Below are 17,132 nucleotides of genomic sequence, written 5' to 3'. Positions count from 1 at the left end.
CCGCCCCCCTCCTGCCCACACCCCCGGTCCTGGAGCGGCTGGCGGCCTGCGCCGAGGCGGCCGACCTCAGCGGGGAGCCGGATCGCGAAGCCGTCGCGGTGCTCCGCGCGAGCGGCCTGCTCGCCCTGGTCGTACCGAAGTGCTACGGCGGCGCCGGCGCCGACGCGGTGGCCCTCAACACCTGTGTGGAACAGGTCGCCTCGGTGAACGCGTCGGCGGCCATCATGCTCTTCCAGCACTGCGCCGTGACCAGCCGCATCGTCGAGAACGGTTCGCCCGCCCAGCACCGCGAGGCGCTGCCCAGGCTGGCCGACGGCCGCTGGCTGGCCGCCTCCGCCTGGTCGGAGAGCGGGGCCGGCGCCGACAAGAAGAATCTGGCCACCCGGGCGGACCGCACGCCCGACGGGGGCTGGCTCCTGGACGGTGCCAAGTCCTTCACCACCAGCGCGGGTCTCGCCGACGTCTACCTCGTCCTGGCCCAGACGCCGGACGAGGCCCCGGCAGCGGCCTCCTCCCGGGACACCGGGTACGGAGCGGCCGGGCAGACGTTCTTCCTGGTCCCGGGCGACCACCCGGGACTGATCCCCGACACCTCGATGCGGCTGACCGGGATGCGAGGGTCCGCCACCGGATTCGTCTCGGTGCGCGCGTGCGTGGTGCCGGACTCCGCGCGGCTCGGCGCGACGGGCGTCGCGGCGTCCATCATCGGCCGGGTCCGCGACAGCGGCGCCTCCCTCGGCGCCGTCGCCGTGGGCCTCGCACAGGCCGCGCTCGACACCGCCCATGCGCACGCCGAGCGCCGGGGGCTCTACGTCCACCAAGCGGTCCGGCACCGCCTGGTGGACCTGGCCACCGAGGTGGAGTCCGCCCGCGCGGTGGTGGAGCGGGCCGGCCGGCGCACCGCCGCCGACCCCGGGATGACCACGCTCCACTCCAAGCTGGCCGCCTCCGCGGCGGCGGAGCGGGTGGTGGCGGACGTGGCCCGCTTCCTGGGATCGGCGGGTTACGTGGAGACGCATCCGATCAACCGGTTCGGGCGGGACGCCCGGGCCGTCGCCCTGATGGGACCGACCAACGACCTCTGCAAGGAACTGGTGAGCCTGCCGTGGAACCGATGAACTCCCCCTCCCGCATATCCTCCGACTCCTCCCCGGCCGACCTGGTGGTGGAAGGCGGCCGCCTGGTGACTCCCGACGGAGTGACCGAGGGCAGCGTCGTCGTCCGCGACGGCCGCGTCGCGGCGATCGTGGCCCCCGGCGCCCCGCTGCCCGCCGGCCCCCGCCTGAGCGCCGCCGGCCGGTACGTCCTGCCGGGCCTCATCGACTCCCACGTGCACTTCCGCACCCCTGGTCTGGAGCACAAGGAGACCTGGGAGAACGGCAGCCGGGCCGCGCTGGCCGGGGGCGTCACGACGGTGATGGACATGCCCAACACCCGCCCCCCGTCCCTCGACGAGGCGACCCTGCGGGAGAAGGCGGCGCTGATCGCGGGCCGCTCCTACGTGGACCACCGGTTCCACATGGGAGCGGACCCCGACCACCCGGAGGTGCTCGCCGACCTCGCCCCGGAGGTGGCGACCTCCGCCAAGGCGTTCATGGCGGGCCACCACACGGCGCCCGTGGTGTTCCGCGAGGCGCACCAGTTGGAGGCGGCGTTCGCCGCCGCCGCGCGCGGCGGGGTCCGCCTCGTGCTGCACGCCGAGGACCAGCACGTCTTCGACCTGCTCGACTCCCGCGCCGGCGACCCCGAGTCGTACGATGCCTACGAGCCCCACCGGCCGCGCTCCGGGGCGATCGTCGCGGTCGCCAAGGTCGTTCAGCTGGTCCGTACGTACGGCACGAAGACCCACATCCTGCACGTGTCGTCCGCCGAGGAGACCGACCTGCTCGTGGCCGCCGCGGCCGAGGGGCTGCCGATCAGCTTCGAGGTCACCGGGCACCACCTCGCGTTCACCGACCACGACACCGCCCTCCGCGGCCCCCGCACCCGCCTCTCCCCGGCGATCCGCGCCCCCCGGGACCGGGACCGGCTCTGGCAGGCCGTGCTCAGCGGCGAGGCGTCCACCATCGGCAGTGACCACGCCCCGCACACCGTCGAGGAGAAGAACCGGCCTCCGGCCGAGGCGCCCCCGGGCCTCCCCGGCGTCCAGGAGCTCGCCGTCTCGGTGTGGACCGGCATGCTCGCCCGCGGCATCGCCCCCGACGACGCCGCCGTCCACCTGACCCGGCTCATGGGGGCGGGCCCCGCGGACCTGTTCGACCTGGTCGGGAAAGGCCGGCTGACGGTCGGCTCCGACGCCGATCTGGCCCTCCTGGACCCGGCCGCCCGCTGGCAGCTCTCGGCCTCCCACGTCGAATCGCTGTGCGGCTGGTCGGCGTACGAGGGCTGGATGTTCACCGGCCGCTTCACCACCGTCGTACGCGGCGGGGATGTCGTCTGGGACCTGGAGCGGGGCACGCTGGGCGAGCCCCTGGGCCGCTGGCTGGGCGGCCCTGTCCCGTCCGCACCGGCCCTCCCCACGGCCAGGATCCCTGCCTCCGAACCGGCCCGCGAACTGGAAGGGGCGACCCGATGAACGCCACCTCCCTGCTGACCGCGTCCGCGAGGATCCGCCCCGCCCGGCCCGCCTCCGCACCGCACGCCTCGACGCCGGAAGCCGGCTCCCCGGTGGCCGGATCCGCTGTCCCCGCTCCACCGGCGTCCGGCGACATAGCGGCCGACGAGTTCCGTTCCGCCATGGCCTCCCTCGCGGCCCCGGTCACGGTCGTGACCTGCTACGACGCCACGGGCACCGCGCGAGGGCTCACAGCCAGCGCGGTCTCCTCCCTCTCCCTGGACCCGCCGCTGCTGCTGGTCTGCCTGGACCGGAACTCCCGCACCCACGATGTGCTGGTCTCCGCGGAGGCCTTCGCGCTCCATCTGCTGGGCCCGGAGAACGAGGCGCTGGCGAAGCGCTTCGCCGGCCCGACCGACCAGCGCTTCGAGAACGTCCCCCTGGCCTCCGGCCCGACATCGCACCACGCGCCACAACTGGCCGACTGCGCACTGCGGTTGACCTGCACCCGCTACGAGGTCATCGAGGCGGGCGACCATTCGATCCTGGTGGGCCGGGTCACGGCGTCCGACTGCCTGGGCCGCCCGGCGGGAGGACTGGTCTGGCACCACCGGGGCTTCGCCCACGCGAGGCCGGCGGAGGTCCCCGCCTGATCCAGGCGCCCGCGAAGCCGCACGACGACACCGTCGAAGGCCTCCGCAGCTCGCTGCGGGGGCCTTCGACGGCGTCCCCGGGAGAGCAGGGGCGGGAGGACACGAGACGCGAACGTGCCGGGGGCTCCGGCAACGAGGCCGCGCCGCGCGCCCGGTGCGCGGCGCGGGACTTGCTGGGGAACCCGGAGGAATTCAGGCGCCGCGTGCTCGCAGGATGCCTTCGACGCCCAGGAGGAAGGTGTCCGCGATCGGCTTCGGGTCGGAGAGGCAGCCGGCGGCCATGGCGCCGTCGCGGAGCATGACGAGGTGCCGGCCGGCTCCGTCGGCGGGCTGGTCGCCGACCTGCGCCAGCAACGAGGTGACGGTCTCCAGGAACCACTGGCGATGGGCCAGGACGGCCTGGTGGATGGGGTGGGCTGCGTCGGGGTACTCCGCCGCCGCGTTGAGGAAGGCGCAGCCGCGGAAGCCGGGGCTCTGAATGCCTCCGGTGATGAACCGGGCGACCGCCCGGACCGCGTCGGCCGCCGATCCCTCGCCCGCCCGCGCGGCCTCGATGCCCGCCCGGATGCCCCGGTCGGCCTGGTCGAGGTAGGCGAGGACGAGCTCTTCCTTGCCGGTGAAGTGCCGGTACAGCGTGGCGCGGGTGACCTGCGCCTCCGCGATGATCCGGTCGACGCCGACGGAGTGGATGCCCTCCGCGTAGAAGATCCTCGTCGCCGTGTCGAGCAGCCGGGCCCGCGCCGCCGACGTGCTGCTCCGGTACCCCTCCCACCACCAGCGTCCCCACCACCCTGCGCAAGCTGTACTTCCTGCGCTTCGGGTTCGCCGCGGTGTGGGCCGCCCTGCTGTTCGCGACCGCCGACACGCTGGGCGCGCTCACCGCCACGCTGCTGGTGATCTATCCCCTGTTCGACGTGGCCTGCGCGGTCGTCGACATCCGGGCCGCCCGGACGAACGGGCAACCCGTACGCGCCCTGTACGCGAACATCGCGCTCAGCGCCCTCACCGGCATCGGCCTCGCCGTCGCGGCCACCTCCGGCATCCCCGCCGTCCTGCGGGTCTGGGGTGCCTGGGCGATCACCGCAGGGATCGTCCAACTCGTCGTCGGCATCGCGCGACGCCACCTGGGCGGCCAGTGGGCCATGATCGCCAGCGGCGGCATCTCCACGCTCGCCGGCGCCTCGTTCATCGCCCAGGCGGGCAAGGACGGAGCCTCCCTGACCAGCCTGGCCGGTTACGCCTTCCTGGGCGGCGTCTTCTTCCTCGTCTCCGCGCTCCGCCTGCGCGGTGAGCCCGGGCGGTAGCTCCACCGACGGCCCCGTACGGCCGGAACCGGGCGAGCGGCCCCGGCTCGCCCCGGGTGGCATCCTGCACCCATGCGAACCGGAACCGGCCTGACCGAGAAGAACCTGCGGCAGCTCCTCAACGAGTGGGATCCGATCGGCGTCGCCGACGAGGTGCCCGACGAGTACGACTGCATGCTCGCGCCTCTCCTCGTGAGGCTCCGCCGTGGCGCGGACCAGGCGGAGATCGCCGCGTTCCTGCGGACCGAACTGGTGGAGCACTTCGGCCTCACCCCCGCACCGTCGGAGCCCGAGTCGGTGGCCACCCGCTTGATGGCCCTGAAGGCCGAAGACGCATGAGCGGCGAGCGAGAGGCCCGGACCATGGCGGAGAAGACGGCCCACAGCACGGATGACGGCGTCGGCAGCGGACCACGCCCGGCCCCCGAACAGTCCGCACAGGTCACCCTGAGCAACGAGCCCGGCTCGTTCGCCTGGAGCGTCCTGGCCGAGCGCCATCCGGCGTTGATCCAGCAGGTACGGGACGCCTTCCCATACGGCCCCGACCAGCACGAGGCACTTGATGCCCTGCTGGACGCGAACAACAACGGGGTGATCGAGCCGCTCGCCCCCTCGGAGCCTGACCACGAGCAGTGGTCGGCCTGGGGACGGGAGTTCTTCGGAAGATCCTGGTTCGACGCCCCGTTCCTGTGGGCGGAGAGCTACTTCTACCGCAGGCTCCTCGGCGCCACCGGCTACTTCGGGACGGGCCCGTGGCGGGGCGTCGACCCCTTCGCCCCCTTCAAGCGGGCCGAGCTTCGCGGCACGGCGGTGGACGAGGAGCTCCGCGCCCTGGACGCGCTCGCCGACGTACCGGCCGACGAGCGGGCCACGGCCCTGCTCCACGCCTCGGTCTGGGGCAACCGAGCGGACCTGGGCTTCCGCGTCACGAAGGGAGATGCGGCACCCGGTACCGCTGCCGACGACCTGGCCGCGGACGACAGCCCTCTGCTCTGGCAGCTCCTGCCCGCCGGAGCCGGCGCCACGGTCGCCGTGGTGGCGGACAACGCGGGGCGGGAGCTGATCCCGGACCTGATCCTCATCGACCACCTCCTCCGGGATCGCCATGCCGAGCGGATCGTGCTCCACGTGAAGCCCTACCCGTACTACGTCTCCGACGCGATGACGGCCGACGTGGCCGACTGCCTGCGCCGCCTGGTGAAGGCACCCGGTGAGGCGGGCCGCATCGGAAGCCGCCTCTGGGACGCCATGGCGACGGGGCGCCTGGAGGTCCGGGCCCATCCGTTCTTCTGCGCCCCGCTGCCGTACGAGGAGATGCCGGGGGACCTGCGGGCGGAGTTCGCGGCGGCCACCGTGACGATCCTGAAGGGCGACCTCAACTACCGCCGCCTGGTGGGCGATCGGACGTGGCACGCGACGACACCGTTCGCCGACCGCACGGCGTACTTCCCCGGGGCGGTCGCGGTGCTGCGCACACTGAAGTCCGACGTGGTGGTGGGGTTGGAGCAGAAGACGCTGGACGCTCTGGAACGGTCCGGCGCTGCTTGGCGTACGAGCGGTACGCAGGCCTTGATCCAGGTTCGCGGGGAGACCGGCCCTCCGCGCTGAGCCACGCACGGGCGTCCGGGCCTGTGGCGGAGCCAGCGGCCAGAGGCTCGGTGAATGGTGATGAACGCCTGCGAATCGGACCGGGCGCTCGTTCATCTACCGGACACCGGGCCCGTCTTTGAGCATCGCTCACTCGCCGAGGCAGCGGCGAGCGCCGCTGATGCCCCCCTTCGGCTACCGCATGGCGTGAACCCTGCCTCAGCTGGTCCAGACGACCGGGCTGTCGCTGTACGTGTCGCCCTCGTCGAACTCGGCGCCCGTGACGGGTGCGGTCTTTGTCGCGGCCAGGGGGCAGGTCTCGTAGGACGCGCCCTTGGCGGTGAACTCGCGCGGCGCGGTCTCCCGCTCGCACTTGCCCGGAATATCGCCCATCAGAATGACGCCCGTGCCAACGCCGCCCTCCAGTACACCGTCGAGCTTCAACGAGGCGTAGGACAGGTCGGTGCCGCCTACGTTCTCCACCTTCATCTTGATGAAGTAGGGCGTCATGCCCTTCGCCTTGTCACCGAAGGCGGCCATGTCGGACTCGGCGCCCTTCTCGATGGCCGTGACGGTCACGGCGATGGTGCCCTTCTTGTCGCTCGTGTACCTGAACGGCACAACAGCCCGCTCGCCGAGCTTGAGTTCCGTGCCCGGCGCGGTGATGTCGCCCTCGGCCGGAGCGGCACCGCCGTCGCTGCTGTCGTCGGCTGCCGGGGTTTCGCTGCTCGGCGAAGCCGAAGCCGAAGCCGAAGCCGAAGCCGAAGCCGTGGCCGTGGTCGAGGTCGAGGGTGAATCCTGTGCTGCCGTCCCTTCCTCGTCACCGCCGCAGGCCGAAAGTGCGAAACCCATGACGGCCAGAGAGGCCGCAGAAATGACCCGTCGCTTGTGCACTGTTTCCTCGCTGATATGAAGGCTGCCTCGAACAGGGCAGTCTTGAGCATCCTCTTGGTCCTGGGTCTGAGGCCCGTGTGGTGGAGCGCGGGGATTCCCTCTCCTGCCAGGCCCCTGACGGCGATGTCGTATCCCCCACGGCCTGCGAATCCGCCGAATCGACAGTGGACCTCGGGCAGTCCGGAGACGTCGCCGGATATCGCTCGGCCGGCCGGGTCAGAGCGTGGACGGGTTGGTGCAGGAGTTCAGCAGCGCACCGCGGTCGTAATAGTGCGGCCACCGCATCTTCGCTCGCGTCTGGGGGCCGTAGACACCGTCCGCGCTGCCGGCGAGGTTGAGCTTGTTGATCTGCAGCCATCTCACCGCCTCGACGGTGCCGTTGCCGTAGGTGCCGTCAATACCACCGGAGTTGTGGATCTTCCTGGCGGCCCAGGTGCCGGGGTAGCAAATGGTGATGGCCTGCTGAAGGGCCTCGACCGCTGAAGAAGAGCCCTCGTGGTAGCCCATGTAGCAGGAGATTCCATTGCCCGAACGAGCTGGAATCTTGTAGTCGTTCTTCCCGCCGAGAGTGGGAACATCGCGCCATGAGGTGGTGTTGCAAGGCCCGTACGCGGCGTGGGCCGGTGTGGCCAGAACCGGGCCGACCGACATGCCGGCGACAAGGAGGGGCAGGGCCCCCAGTGCTCCGATCCGCACGCGGATCGGCATGGCTGCTCGTTGCACGACTCAATCCTTCGCATTCGTTGTGTCATTTCGAAGAAGACGTTCCTCACGAACCTCGATGGGGAATTCGTGGAAAGCCTCTCGATGTCGCTGGGTACGCAGAACCTTCCTCGGGTCCGGTATGCCCGGAAACGTTCGGGTTCTTTCCTTGTGTTGGCCCCTGGGCCGCCCTGCTGGTGCGGGAGTCGCCCGCCTGCTCGGTGCCGCTGCCGGCCGGGTGACGCCATGGCGTCACCCGCATGCGGCAGGTTCGGCACCGAGCATGCGGGAGCGGCGCGGCGGTCGGCCACAGCTGCCGCGGAAGTGGCCCCGTTCCGGGACGTCCCGCGCTCCGGCCTGCGGAGACGCCGGCCGGCAAGTCTCCGGGGCGGGATGTACGCCGCCGGATCGACGGCCGGTTGAGCAGCCGGGCGGGGGCCCGCCGAGCCGTCGCGGACACTCTCTCGGCGTCGCCCGTGACAGCTGATGCAGAATGAGACCTAGGTATGGAAGCCGCGCCTGCGGTCCGGAACGTGATGGGAAAAGCGTGCCCCGCTGGAAGGAACTCCCCGCGGAACTGCCCCCGCCCGCCCGTCAGCTGATCGTCCGGCTGCGCGGGCTGAAGGACCGCAGCGGACTCGGTTCGCGGCAACTGGCCGCGCGGACCGGATACAGCGCGAAGTCGTGGCAGAGGTACCTGAACGGTAGGTTCCTGCCGCCGCAGGAGGCCGTGGCGGCGCTGTGCCGGGCCTGCGGGGAGGATCCGGTTCGCCTGCTGGCGCTTCACGAGATCGCCGCCGAACGCTGGCGGGAGGGGCGGCAGCCCGCTGTTCCGGACGCCGAGAGCCTGCCCGCGCCTTCGGTGGAGGTCTCCGGGGAGCGGCAGCCGTACGGGCGCCACCTGCGCACCGCGCTCACCGCGGCGGCTGTGGTCACCGTCCTGTCCACCTCTGCGGCCCTCCTGCTGGCCGTGCGGCTCACCGAGGCCCGTACCCAGCTCGCCCACCAGCGCGACGCCACCGTCGCGACCGCGCCGGCCACCGTGTCGGAGACCTTGGTCCCGGTCATCTACACCTGCCGCCTGGAGAGAGACGACGGCCGCTGGCACGCGGGGCTGAGCCCGACCGCGGAGGTGCTTCTCTCCAACACTCAGGTGGGCCTCGAAGTGGCCGAGGCCCAGTGCCTGCTGCGCCGGGCGGGTACCGTTCCGGGGGACATAGACGGTGTTTTCGGCCCGAAGACCCGACGGGCGGTCGAGCACATGCAGAAGAGGAACGGGCTGATCGTGAACGGAGTCATCGACCCGCCGACCTGGAAGGCCCTGCGCGAGGCAGATCCGACGTGACCCCGGAACACGCCCGGCTGGTCGCGGCGTTGCGGGAGCTTCGGGCCGGTGCGGGGCTGAGTCTGGCCGCGCTGGCGGAGCGCACGGCGTACAGCAAGTCCTCCTGGGAGCGGTACCTCAACGGCAAGGCCCTGCCTCCACGCCAGGCCGTACAGGAGCTGTGCCGTCTCGCGGACCGACCGCCGGGGCGGCCGCTGGCCCTCTGGGAGATGGCCGAGTCGCGCTGGAGCGGTCGCTCGGCGGCCACCCCCCAGCCCGCTTCCTCCTCTTCGACAGGCTCCTCGGCAGAAGGTCCGCCGCCGCGGCCCGTGGAGGCCGCCACGACCGATGGGCCTCGACGACGCCTTGGACGTTCCCGGCTCCTGGTGCTGCTGGCGTCGGTCTACAGCGTGATCGTCGGCGGTGTCGCTGTCGTGCTGCTCGTCCTGCTGCCGGAGTCCGAAGCGCCCAGGGCCGAACCGTCCCCCTCCTCCGTCCCCTTCTCCTTCGCTCCGCTGTGCCATGGGGCGGCCTGCGAAGGGCGGGATCCGATGCGCTTGATCTGTGGCATCGGCCCCGACACCCTCGCCACGCACCGCACCGCAACCGGCGCCCATGTCGAACTGCGGCACAGCGAGAAGTGCGGGGCGACCTGGGTACGAACGTGGGGCACCGAGATCGGCGACCGGGTGGAGGTCACGGCAGACGGCCCGACCCACAGCGTGCGCATCGGAAACGCGGAGGACGCGGCGGCCTTCGTCTACACCGCGATGACTGAGGCCACCGTCGGCGGCACCGTCCGGGCCTGCTTCCGTCCGGCCTCGGCCGACCACGAGCGGGAGTGTTTCGAGGCCCGGGTGACCGAGCCCTCCGCCAGGCCCTCCTCGCCCTCGGTGCGGCCGGGCTCCGAACGAGCCTGACGGCAGGGGTGCGGAGGGGTTCCGAAGAGGCAGGTGAAGACTGCAGACGAGAGGAAGAACGCCGAAGGGGGCCCCCCCCCCCCGGGGGGGGCGGGGCCCAGTTTGTCCCGGGGGTGGAAAGGGGGGGGGGAGAGGGGGCCCCCCCCCCCGGGGCGGGGGGGGGCGGGGGCCCCCCCCGCCTGGTAAACAATGCACACCCCCGCAACAACCCCCACGGCCCCCCCCGCACGGGGGGGGGCCCTTCAACGTATTGCCCGGTGAGAGCAATGGCGGAGGATACGAGAGGCCCGCCGCTCAGGCGACGAGCGGAGATCGGTTCGACGGAGCGCTCCGCACCGGAAGTCTTCCGGAACCCAGCAGGACGGAACCTTGGGAAGCTCGACAAGGACGTCGTAGCTGTAGCCATGAAGGTGACCCGCACCGGTCGAACCACAGTCCACGACTCGAGGAACGCAGCGCACTTCGGGTGACGAGCGGGTCAGACATTGCCGAAGAAGATGCTCCCGGGGGCCTCGGGGTCGTTGGAGAGGAAGTACTCACGGATCACACGGATGAACTCGTGCCGCGAGATCGCGCCGTCCCCGTCGACGTCCAGCCTGCGGAACAGGTCCATCGCCTCCGGTGAGTCATGCTTCCAGACGTCACGCATGAGACGAGCGAACTCGTCCTTGGTGATCTCGTTGTCGCCGTTCTCGTCGATGACGTCGAAGATCGCGTGACCACCGCCCTCGGTCACGTTGAGACGGCTGCTGTCGATGACCGCGAGACGGTTGGCGGTGACGAACTGGTCCTTGGTGAGCCGGTCCCCGTCCACGCCCGCGTGACGCAGCAACTCCAGCCAGTAGATCTGGCAGAAGGTCTGGAGCGCCCTGGTTCGGCGGTCGTCCCTGGAAAGCCCGTAACCCTGGATGTAGCGGTCCGCGAGCTTCTGGTAGTCCGACCAGTCGAGGTGGCCGTCCCGGTTGGCATCCATCGCGTCGAAGGTGCGCTCGAGCTTGATGGTGATCATGTCCTGCACCGCAGCGGTCATGCCTATCCCTTTTACGTGATCAAGTCCTGACCTGTTCAGGATCGGTCACGGCCCTCTCCCAGGGGCGGAGATGCCCCTCCATCACCCGGATCAGTGATCCATTCCGCGAACCTCAGACAGTGTCGACCCCGCCGTGCTGCGCGTACTCGTCGAGCAGCCGGAGCCGGGTGCCCTGCAGTCGGTAGGCGAGCACCGAGGTCACCCAGTTGCCGATCAGCGAGCCGAAGGCCGGGTCTGCGTCCATGGCCATACGGACGGTCACCGCGTTGAACTCGTAGGCGCGTACCGGCGTCTCGGCCTCGGCACTGTTGTGCCATGTGTAGGGTCGAAGCAGCCAGGACCAGCCGACGAGTTCGCCGGGGCCGAGCCGTTCGATGAGGGCCGGTTTCCTGCCGGGCACACGCATGTCCAGTGTGACCGTGCCGGATCGCACGATCCAGAAACGGTCGGCGACGCTGCCTTCTTCGAAGAGCCGGGTGCCCTCGAGGAAGTTGGCCTCGTGACCGTGCTCCATGAGTCGTTTCCGGTCATGTGCGGTGAGTGTGTTGGCCAGGCGTGCGGGGGAAAGAGTTCGCATGGTCGTCCTCCGTTCGCTTCCCTTCTCCAGTGTCCCTCGTGAGCGACCGGGCTGCGCAGGCCGAACGGTTCTTTCGGAGACGCATACGCAGCGCCTCTTCTGGCGTCCCCTTTTCCGTGCGGCGTGCCTACCGTGTGGCGCGGCCTGACTCGTATCGTCGGGCCCGCTGAAGCCATCCGGCGCCCGGACACTGCTGACTGCTGCCGGAGGACCTTCCGCGACAGACCAAGACGGCCCAGGGATTCGGGCTGTTCGTACAGCGGTGCGCCGATCACCCACCTGGTTCCCCCAGGTCGCGCGTTCCGCTGCACACCGATCTGCTGGTCACCATGAGTGACTGCGGCGACGATCGACTCCCGGCCCCGCAACGCGGCGAACTCGAAGAACTGCGGCACAGGGTGGGGGCTCTCGAGAGTTCCGCGCCGACGCGGACGGCGCGGCATCACTTCTCCCGCTCCGCCGGATCGGTGCTGCTGATTCTGTTCGCCGCCCTGCTGTCGCTCCTGGCGGTCGTCGCGGTGTGGGCGAACAGCATCGTGCGGGACGCCGACCGGTACGTCGCCACCGTCGGGCCTCTGGCCGGCGACCCGGATGTGCAGAAGGCGGTCACCAACCGGGTCACTGCCGCTGTGCTGGCGCAGATCGACGTGGACGCGCAGGTCGAGGAGCTGACGGACGCCGCTTCGCAGAGGGGCGTCCCACCCCGTGTGGTCGAGCTGCTCGGTGATCTGGACGGGCCGATCGAGATCGGTCTGAAGCAGCTGGTCGGCAGCACAGTGGAGCGGGTGGTCACCAGCAGCGCTTTTGCGACGGTGTGGGAGAACGGCAACCGCGCCGCACACACCGCACTCGACAAGGCTCTGACAGGCAAGGCCGGGGGCGCGGTCTCCCTGGAGAACGGACAGGTCGCCCTCGACGTGGCTCCGATCGTCGCCCAGGTGAAGGACCAGCTGGTCAGTGCGGGATTCTCGCCTGCAGCGAAGATTCCGGGTGTCCACACCGACTTCGTGGTCTTCGAGTCGCAGGACGTCGGCAAGGGCAAGACCTTCCTGCGGGTGTTGCAGATCCTCGGCGGCTGGTTGCCCGTCATCACCCTGCTGGTCGCCGCCGCCGGGGTGTACGTGGCGTTCGACCGCCGACACGCGCTGATCGGGGCCGCACTGGCGGTGTTCGTCGCCATGGTGGTCCTCGGTATCGCCCTCACCGTCGCGCGTGACGTCTATCTCGACCACCTCTCTCCCGAGACCTCCCAGGCGGCTGCCGGAGCCGTGTACGACGCGCTCGTCAAGTTCCTGCGCGCCGCCGTGCGGGCGCTCGCCGCGGTTGCCCTCTTCACTGCCCTCGGCGCCTTCCTCACCGGCCCGTCCCGTATCGCCGTTCTCATCCGTACCGCCTGCCGCAGGGGCATTGCGGCGCTCCGTGACGTGGCGATGTCGGCGGGGCTTCACCCGGGAGCGGTCGGGCGGTTCGTGCACCGATTCAAGCGCTGGATCGGGGTCGCCATCCTGGTTGTCGCGGCAGCCGTCCTGTTCACCTGGGCCTACCCGACCACGCTGGTCGTGATCTGGACTGCCGTCCTCACGCTGGCCGGCTTCGCAATCCGGGAGTTCCTGGACGTGGGGGGCGCCCCGGACGCCGACGCCCGGACCGGAAAGGCCGCTCACTGAAGCGCTGTCGAACACCGCGCGGCCTCCTCGCACGGCCACGCTCGACGAAGGCGTTTGAGTGCTCGAGCGCCGCGGCAATCGCCCCGGAATCGTTCCCGCCGGTGAGGGCGCTCGCCAAGCCGGGGTGGAACCGTGGGCAGATACTCGGCCTCAGCAGCAGGTTTTGGTCTGCGGGGGGTTGGGCGTTCGGCGTTCAGAGCCTCGGCCGGCAGCAAGTCCGCAACCGTGCTCTCTGCCGTCGCGAACTCCTTCTAGAACCTCTCCGGGGCCTCGGCGCCCTGAGCGGCGAGGACACACAGCCGCGATCCGGCGGCTCACCCTCCAGTACGTTCGGTCAGCGCACGGGTGTGGGGCACGGCGTTTACCATGCCGCCAGAGATGCCCGAGGGGGCGACTCCGGCATCTTCTGAGGCCGATCGCCGGAGCGATGATCCTCAGCCGACGTATTTCACCGTGTGGTGGCCGCGGGCGGGCGCGTCAGAGGCGGATGACGACCAGCGCAGTGTCGTCCGTGTTCCCGGAGGGTGGGAGCAGATCGGCCAGAAGCGCGTCGGCCAGGGACTCCGGATCGTCCTGCCCATGGCGGGCGAGGGAGTCGGCGAGTCTGGCCAAGCCGGTGTCGATGTCCTCCGCTCGGCGTTCGACCAGCCCGTCCGTGTACAGAACGAGGGTGTCGCCCTCGGCAAAGGGCGTACTGGCCTCCGGCCGTGGGACGTGTTCGGGGCGCGCGCCGAGAGGGGGATCGGTCGCCTCGTCGAGAAAGGCCACGATGCCACCTGAGCGGAGCAGGGCCGGCGGCGGATGACCTGCACTGCTGTACGTGATGGTGTGGGTACCCCAGTCGATGAGGGTCTTCACCACAGTGGTCGACTCGGCACCGTCGACACGGCGCGCATACAGTCCAAGGGCCTCCAGGGCCTGGGCGGGGCCCGCTGCGACACGGGCCGCGGCGCTCAGCGCGCTGCGCAACTGCCCCATGACGCAGGCCGCCGAAAGACCGTGGCCGACCACGTCGCCGACGGCGACCGCGATACGGTCACCGGGCAGGTCGACCAGGTCGTACCAGTCGCCACACACGTTCAGGGTGCCCGCGGCGGGCCAGTAGCGGACGGCCGCCCGGTGGTGACCGACCGGCATGGGGGCGGGAAGCATCGCCTCCTGAAGGGCCAGGGCGACCTCGCGGTCACGCGCCTGCGCCCTCCGCAGGCGTTCGTTGACCTCCTGCAGTTCACGGGCACGGGTGAAGAGCTCGGCCTCCAGCATGCGGGCGCGTCCGTCGTGGCCGAGGCCGCCGCGAGCGCGGATGAGTTCGGTGACCTCCTCCACCCGGTGCACGATCAGCACCACGTTCCCGTCCGGGCCGAGCACCGGTGCATTGACCGGGCTCCAGAAATGCTCCACCCAGCGACCGGACCGCTCGGGGTCCTGGATGTCGTAGCGCAGCAGCGCCATGGTGTCGCGCTCACCGGTGGCCACCGCCCGCAGCATCGACGTCCGGGTCTCCCGCATACCGGCCGCGGCCCGGTCATGGGGGTTCTCGGGAAACACGTCGAAGATGTAGCGGCCCAGCAGCTGCTCACGGGTTCGCCCGGCCAGCCGCAGGAAGTCGTCGTTGGCGTCGGCGTACACGAGGTCCGGAGTGAGCAGAGCCACCATGCCGGGCAGGGCGTGGAAGACCGCTGTGTAGTCGATCTGCGGTTTCCTCATGTGCTGTCCGCCTCGGCATCGGCCTTAACGACGTGCTCATTCCACGATAGGCGGGATGACGCCACCGAGCCTGGGCACCGCTCCCGGCGGGTGCCTCAGGAACCTGGACAACCCCTGCCGCCGGGTGGCGCCCCCGCTCGCGAAGCACCCGCGGAGGCAACCGCCGGGCCGGCGCCCCGCGCAAAGGGCCACCGCCAACCGGCCCATCACCATGGCGGGTCGGGGACCAGGAGCCGACGAACGTTGCGACCATCGGACAATGACCGCCAAAGTGGACTCGCCCGGAAGCTCGACAACGGCGCGGGTCGTCCTGCTGACGCTCGCGGCTGGCCAGTTCCTCATGGCACTCGACAGTTCCGTCATGAACGTGTCGATCGCCACGGTGGCAGAGGACGTGGACTCGACCGTCACCGGGATCCAGGGGGCGATCACGGCCTACACCCTCGTCATGGCGATGCTCATGATCCCCGGTGGCAAGGTCGGCGCACTCATCGGCCGCAAGCGGGCATTCATGATCGGTTGTTGCATCTACGGATGCGGATCACTGACCACAGCGCTGGCTCCGAACCTGCCGGTGCTGCTCGTCGGCTGGGCACTCCTGGAAGGAATCGGGGCAGCGCTGATCCTGCCGGCGATCGTGGCGCTCGTCGCCGGCAACTTCACCGTGGGACGCCGTCCCGCCGCCTACGGACTCGTCGCCGCCGCCGGGGCCGTGGCCATCGCGGTGGGGCCACTCATCGGAGGTGTGGCCACGACGTACTTCTCCTGGCGCTGGGTCTTCGCCGGAGAGGTGGCACTGGTGCTCGGCATTCTGGTGCTCGCCCGGCGGGTCGCCGACGCGGCACCCGACAGGCGTCCGCGTATCGACCTCGCCGGGGCCGTGCTCTCCGCCCTGGGGCTCGGGATCTTCGTGTTCGGCGTCCTGCGCTCGGACCAGTGGGGCTGGTTCCGGCCGAAGCCCGACGCGCCCTCGCTGCTGGGGGTCTCACCGGTCGTATGGCTGATGCTGGCGGGCCTGTTCCTGATCTGGATGTTCCTCCGCTGGGAGGCCCGGCTCGTCGGAAGGGGCGGCGAGCCCTTGGTGAATCCGGCCCTGCTGGAGAACAAGCAGCTCACCGGCGGCCTGACGATGTTCTTCTTCCAGTACCTCGTACAGATGGGCGTGTTCTTCGTCGTACCGCTCTACCTGTCGGTCGCGCTCGGCCTGTCGGCGCTCAAGACCGGCGCCCGCATCCTGCCGCTCTCCCTGACCCTGCTGGCCGCCGCGATCCTGATCCCGCGTCTTCTCCCGAACGTCTCACCACGGCGCGTTGTACGGCTCGGCATCCTCGCGATGCTCGCTGGGGCGGTCGTCCTGATGGCCGCTCTGGACGCGGATGCCGGCGCGGAGATCGTCACGATCCCGCTGCTGCTGATCGGCCTGGGCATGGGCGCGCTCGCCTCCCAGCTCGGGTCGGTCTCGGTGTCCGCGGTGCCGGACGAGCAGAGCGCCGAGGTCGGCGGCATCCAGAACTCCGTCACCAATCTCGGGGCCTCGATCGGTACGGCACTCGCCGGGTCGATCCTGATCGCCACACTGACCACCTCGTTCCTGACCAGCGTCGAACAGAATCCGGCGCTCCCGGCCGAGGTCAAGAACCAATCGAGCGTCCAGCTCCGGAGCGGTGCCCCTTTCCTGTCGGACGCCCAGCTCAAGACCGCTCTCGCCGACGCCGACGTGAACGCGGACGTGACCGACGCCGCACTCGACGCGAACTCCGAGGCACGCATCGACGGTCTGCGGGCGGCACTCGCCATCCTCGCTCTCAGCGCCCTCGCCGCTCTGTTCTTCAGCCACCGGATCCCCAAGACCCAGCCCGGCTCGGCCAAGACGTAGGGGCGCCGATGCGGCCGGCCCGCACATCCGACGCTCCGAGAGGGCGGCTCGTAGGCAATTGCCGCGGCCTGATCGCGGCAATGGCAACGACGGAACGTCGAAGGCCCCCGCAGCGCGCGGGGGGGGCCTTCGACGTATTGCCCGGTGAGAGCAATGGCGGAGGATACGAGATTCGAACTCGTGAGGGGTTGCCCCCAACACGCTTTCCAAGCGTGCGCCCTAGGCCACTAGGCGAATCCTCCGCCGCAAACAATACAAGACGTTGGAGGGTGCTCGCGAACACGATCCCCGGAGATCGTCCGGAGAGGGTCCGCAGGTCGTTCGGTGGGGGCGGGCGG

General features: G+C 70.6%; 16 protein-coding genes, 1 tRNA gene and 1 pseudogene. 10 read left to right on the top strand and 8 right to left on the bottom strand.

Annotated features, from left to right (window positions below):
- The first annotated feature begins 11 nt into the window (after positions 1-11).
- Genes JS521_RS24950 through JS521_RS24940 form a run of 3 tightly spaced genes read left to right on the top strand, consistent with a single transcriptional unit; the run spans position 12 to position 3,207 of the window.
- The gene (locus JS521_RS24950) at positions 12-1,118 is read left to right on the top strand and encodes an acyl-CoA dehydrogenase family protein (protein ID WP_205085182.1); all 1,107 of its coding nucleotides are present in this window, start codon (positions 12-14) and stop codon (positions 1,116-1,118) included.
- Positions 1,115-2,575 (top strand): dihydroorotase, encoded by a 1,461-nt coding sequence (locus tag JS521_RS24945; protein ID WP_205085176.1) that lies wholly within the window; start codon positions 1,115-1,117, stop codon positions 2,573-2,575. The genes JS521_RS24950 and JS521_RS24945 overlap by 4 nt, the downstream gene beginning before the upstream one ends.
- A complete protein-coding gene (locus JS521_RS24940; RefSeq protein ID WP_205085175.1) occupies positions 2,572-3,207 on the top strand; it encodes a flavin reductase family protein in 636 nt (211 codons plus the stop codon). The genes JS521_RS24945 and JS521_RS24940 overlap by 4 nt, the downstream gene beginning before the upstream one ends.
- A 192-nt stretch (positions 3,208-3,399) precedes the next feature.
- Here JS521_RS24940 and JS521_RS24935 read toward each other — a convergent pair whose 3' ends face one another.
- Positions 3,400-3,936: a TetR/AcrR family transcriptional regulator gene (locus JS521_RS24935; RefSeq protein ID WP_205085180.1), complete on the bottom strand. Its 537-nt coding sequence runs from the start codon at positions 3,934-3,936 to the stop codon at positions 3,400-3,402.
- A 62-nt stretch (positions 3,937-3,998) separates the two neighbouring features.
- Between JS521_RS24935 and JS521_RS24930 the strand changes: the two genes are divergently transcribed.
- The 3 genes from JS521_RS24930 to JS521_RS24920 all read left to right on the top strand — a co-directional run bounded on the left by JS521_RS24930 (position 3,999) and on the right by JS521_RS24920 (position 6,118).
- On the top strand, positions 3,999-4,511 hold the full coding sequence (locus JS521_RS24930; protein WP_205085181.1) for a hypothetical protein: 513 nt from the start codon (positions 3,999-4,001) through the stop codon (positions 4,509-4,511).
- Positions 4,512-4,583: 72 nt separating this feature from the next.
- Positions 4,584-4,850, top strand: a complete 267-nt coding sequence (locus JS521_RS24925; protein WP_205085174.1) for a hypothetical protein — start codon at positions 4,584-4,586, stop codon at positions 4,848-4,850.
- Positions 4,847-6,118, top strand: coding sequence for a damage-control phosphatase ARMT1 family protein (locus JS521_RS24920; RefSeq protein WP_239487792.1), 1,272 nt, complete (start codon positions 4,847-4,849; stop codon positions 6,116-6,118). Before JS521_RS24925 ends, JS521_RS24920 begins: the two co-directional genes overlap by 4 nt.
- Positions 6,119-6,316: 198 nt before the next feature.
- Here JS521_RS24920 and JS521_RS24915 read toward each other — a convergent pair whose 3' ends face one another.
- A complete protein-coding gene (locus JS521_RS24915) occupies positions 6,317-6,949 on the bottom strand; it encodes a hypothetical protein (RefSeq protein ID WP_205085173.1) in 633 nt (210 codons plus the stop codon).
- A 258-nt stretch (positions 6,950-7,207) separates the two neighbouring features.
- On the bottom strand, positions 7,208-7,687 hold the full coding sequence (locus JS521_RS24910; protein ID WP_307847947.1) for a peptidoglycan-binding domain-containing protein: 480 nt from the start codon (positions 7,685-7,687) through the stop codon (positions 7,208-7,210).
- A gap of 553 nt (positions 7,688-8,240) precedes the next feature.
- Here JS521_RS24910 and JS521_RS24905 point away from each other — a divergent pair.
- Together JS521_RS24905 and JS521_RS24900 are read left to right on the top strand one after the other, a co-directional pair.
- The gene (locus JS521_RS24905) at positions 8,241-9,038 is read left to right on the top strand and encodes a peptidoglycan-binding protein (RefSeq protein ID WP_205085172.1); all 798 of its coding nucleotides are present in this window, start codon (positions 8,241-8,243) and stop codon (positions 9,036-9,038) included.
- On the top strand, positions 9,035-9,937 hold the full coding sequence (locus JS521_RS24900; RefSeq protein ID WP_205085171.1) for a helix-turn-helix domain-containing protein: 903 nt from the start codon (positions 9,035-9,037) through the stop codon (positions 9,935-9,937). Before JS521_RS24905 ends, JS521_RS24900 begins: the two co-directional genes overlap by 4 nt.
- A gap of 478 nt (positions 9,938-10,415) precedes the next feature.
- On the opposite strand, the gene JS521_RS24895 is transcribed toward JS521_RS24900, so the two are convergent.
- Together JS521_RS24895 and JS521_RS24890 are read right to left on the bottom strand one after the other, a co-directional pair.
- Positions 10,416-10,967, bottom strand: a complete 552-nt coding sequence (locus tag JS521_RS24895; RefSeq protein ID WP_018488459.1) for an EF-hand domain-containing protein — start codon at positions 10,965-10,967, stop codon at positions 10,416-10,418.
- A 112-nt stretch (positions 10,968-11,079) separates the two neighbouring features.
- Positions 11,080-11,481 (bottom strand): cyclic nucleotide-binding domain-containing protein, encoded by a 402-nt coding sequence (locus tag JS521_RS24890; RefSeq protein WP_018513577.1) that lies wholly within the window; start codon positions 11,479-11,481, stop codon positions 11,080-11,082.
- A gap of 461 nt (positions 11,482-11,942) precedes the next feature.
- Between JS521_RS24890 and JS521_RS24885 the strand changes: the two genes are divergently transcribed.
- Positions 11,943-13,211 (top strand): hypothetical protein, encoded by a 1,269-nt coding sequence (locus JS521_RS24885; protein ID WP_205085177.1) that lies wholly within the window; start codon positions 11,943-11,945, stop codon positions 13,209-13,211.
- Here JS521_RS24885 and JS521_RS37685 read toward each other — a convergent pair.
- Positions 13,123-13,383, bottom strand: a pseudogene (locus tag JS521_RS37685) (winged helix-turn-helix domain-containing protein); the annotation flags it as partial. The gene JS521_RS24885 and the pseudogene JS521_RS37685 sit on opposite strands and share 89 nt — an antisense overlap.
- 305 nt (positions 13,384-13,688) lie before the next feature.
- Positions 13,689-14,918, bottom strand: coding sequence for a PP2C family protein-serine/threonine phosphatase (locus tag JS521_RS24880; protein ID WP_205085170.1), 1,230 nt, complete (start codon positions 14,916-14,918; stop codon positions 13,689-13,691).
- 259 nt (positions 14,919-15,177) lie between these two features.
- Here JS521_RS24880 and JS521_RS24875 point away from each other — a divergent pair, with 259 nt between their 5' ends.
- Positions 15,178-16,794, top strand: a complete 1,617-nt coding sequence (locus JS521_RS24875; protein WP_205085169.1) for an MFS transporter — start codon at positions 15,178-15,180, stop codon at positions 16,792-16,794.
- 154 nt (positions 16,795-16,948) lie between these two features.
- Here JS521_RS24875 and JS521_RS24870 read toward each other — a convergent pair.
- A tRNA-Ser gene (locus tag JS521_RS24870) sits at positions 16,949-17,036 on the bottom strand.
- Positions 17,037-17,132: the final 96 nt, after the last annotated feature.

The sequence above is a fragment of the Streptomyces durocortorensis genome (genome assembly GCF_016901035.1).
In the GTDB taxonomy this organism is placed as follows: domain Bacteria; phylum Actinomycetota; class Actinomycetes; order Streptomycetales; family Streptomycetaceae; genus Streptomyces; species Streptomyces durocortorensis.
This window is presented reverse-complemented; position numbering and strand designations above follow the sequence as displayed.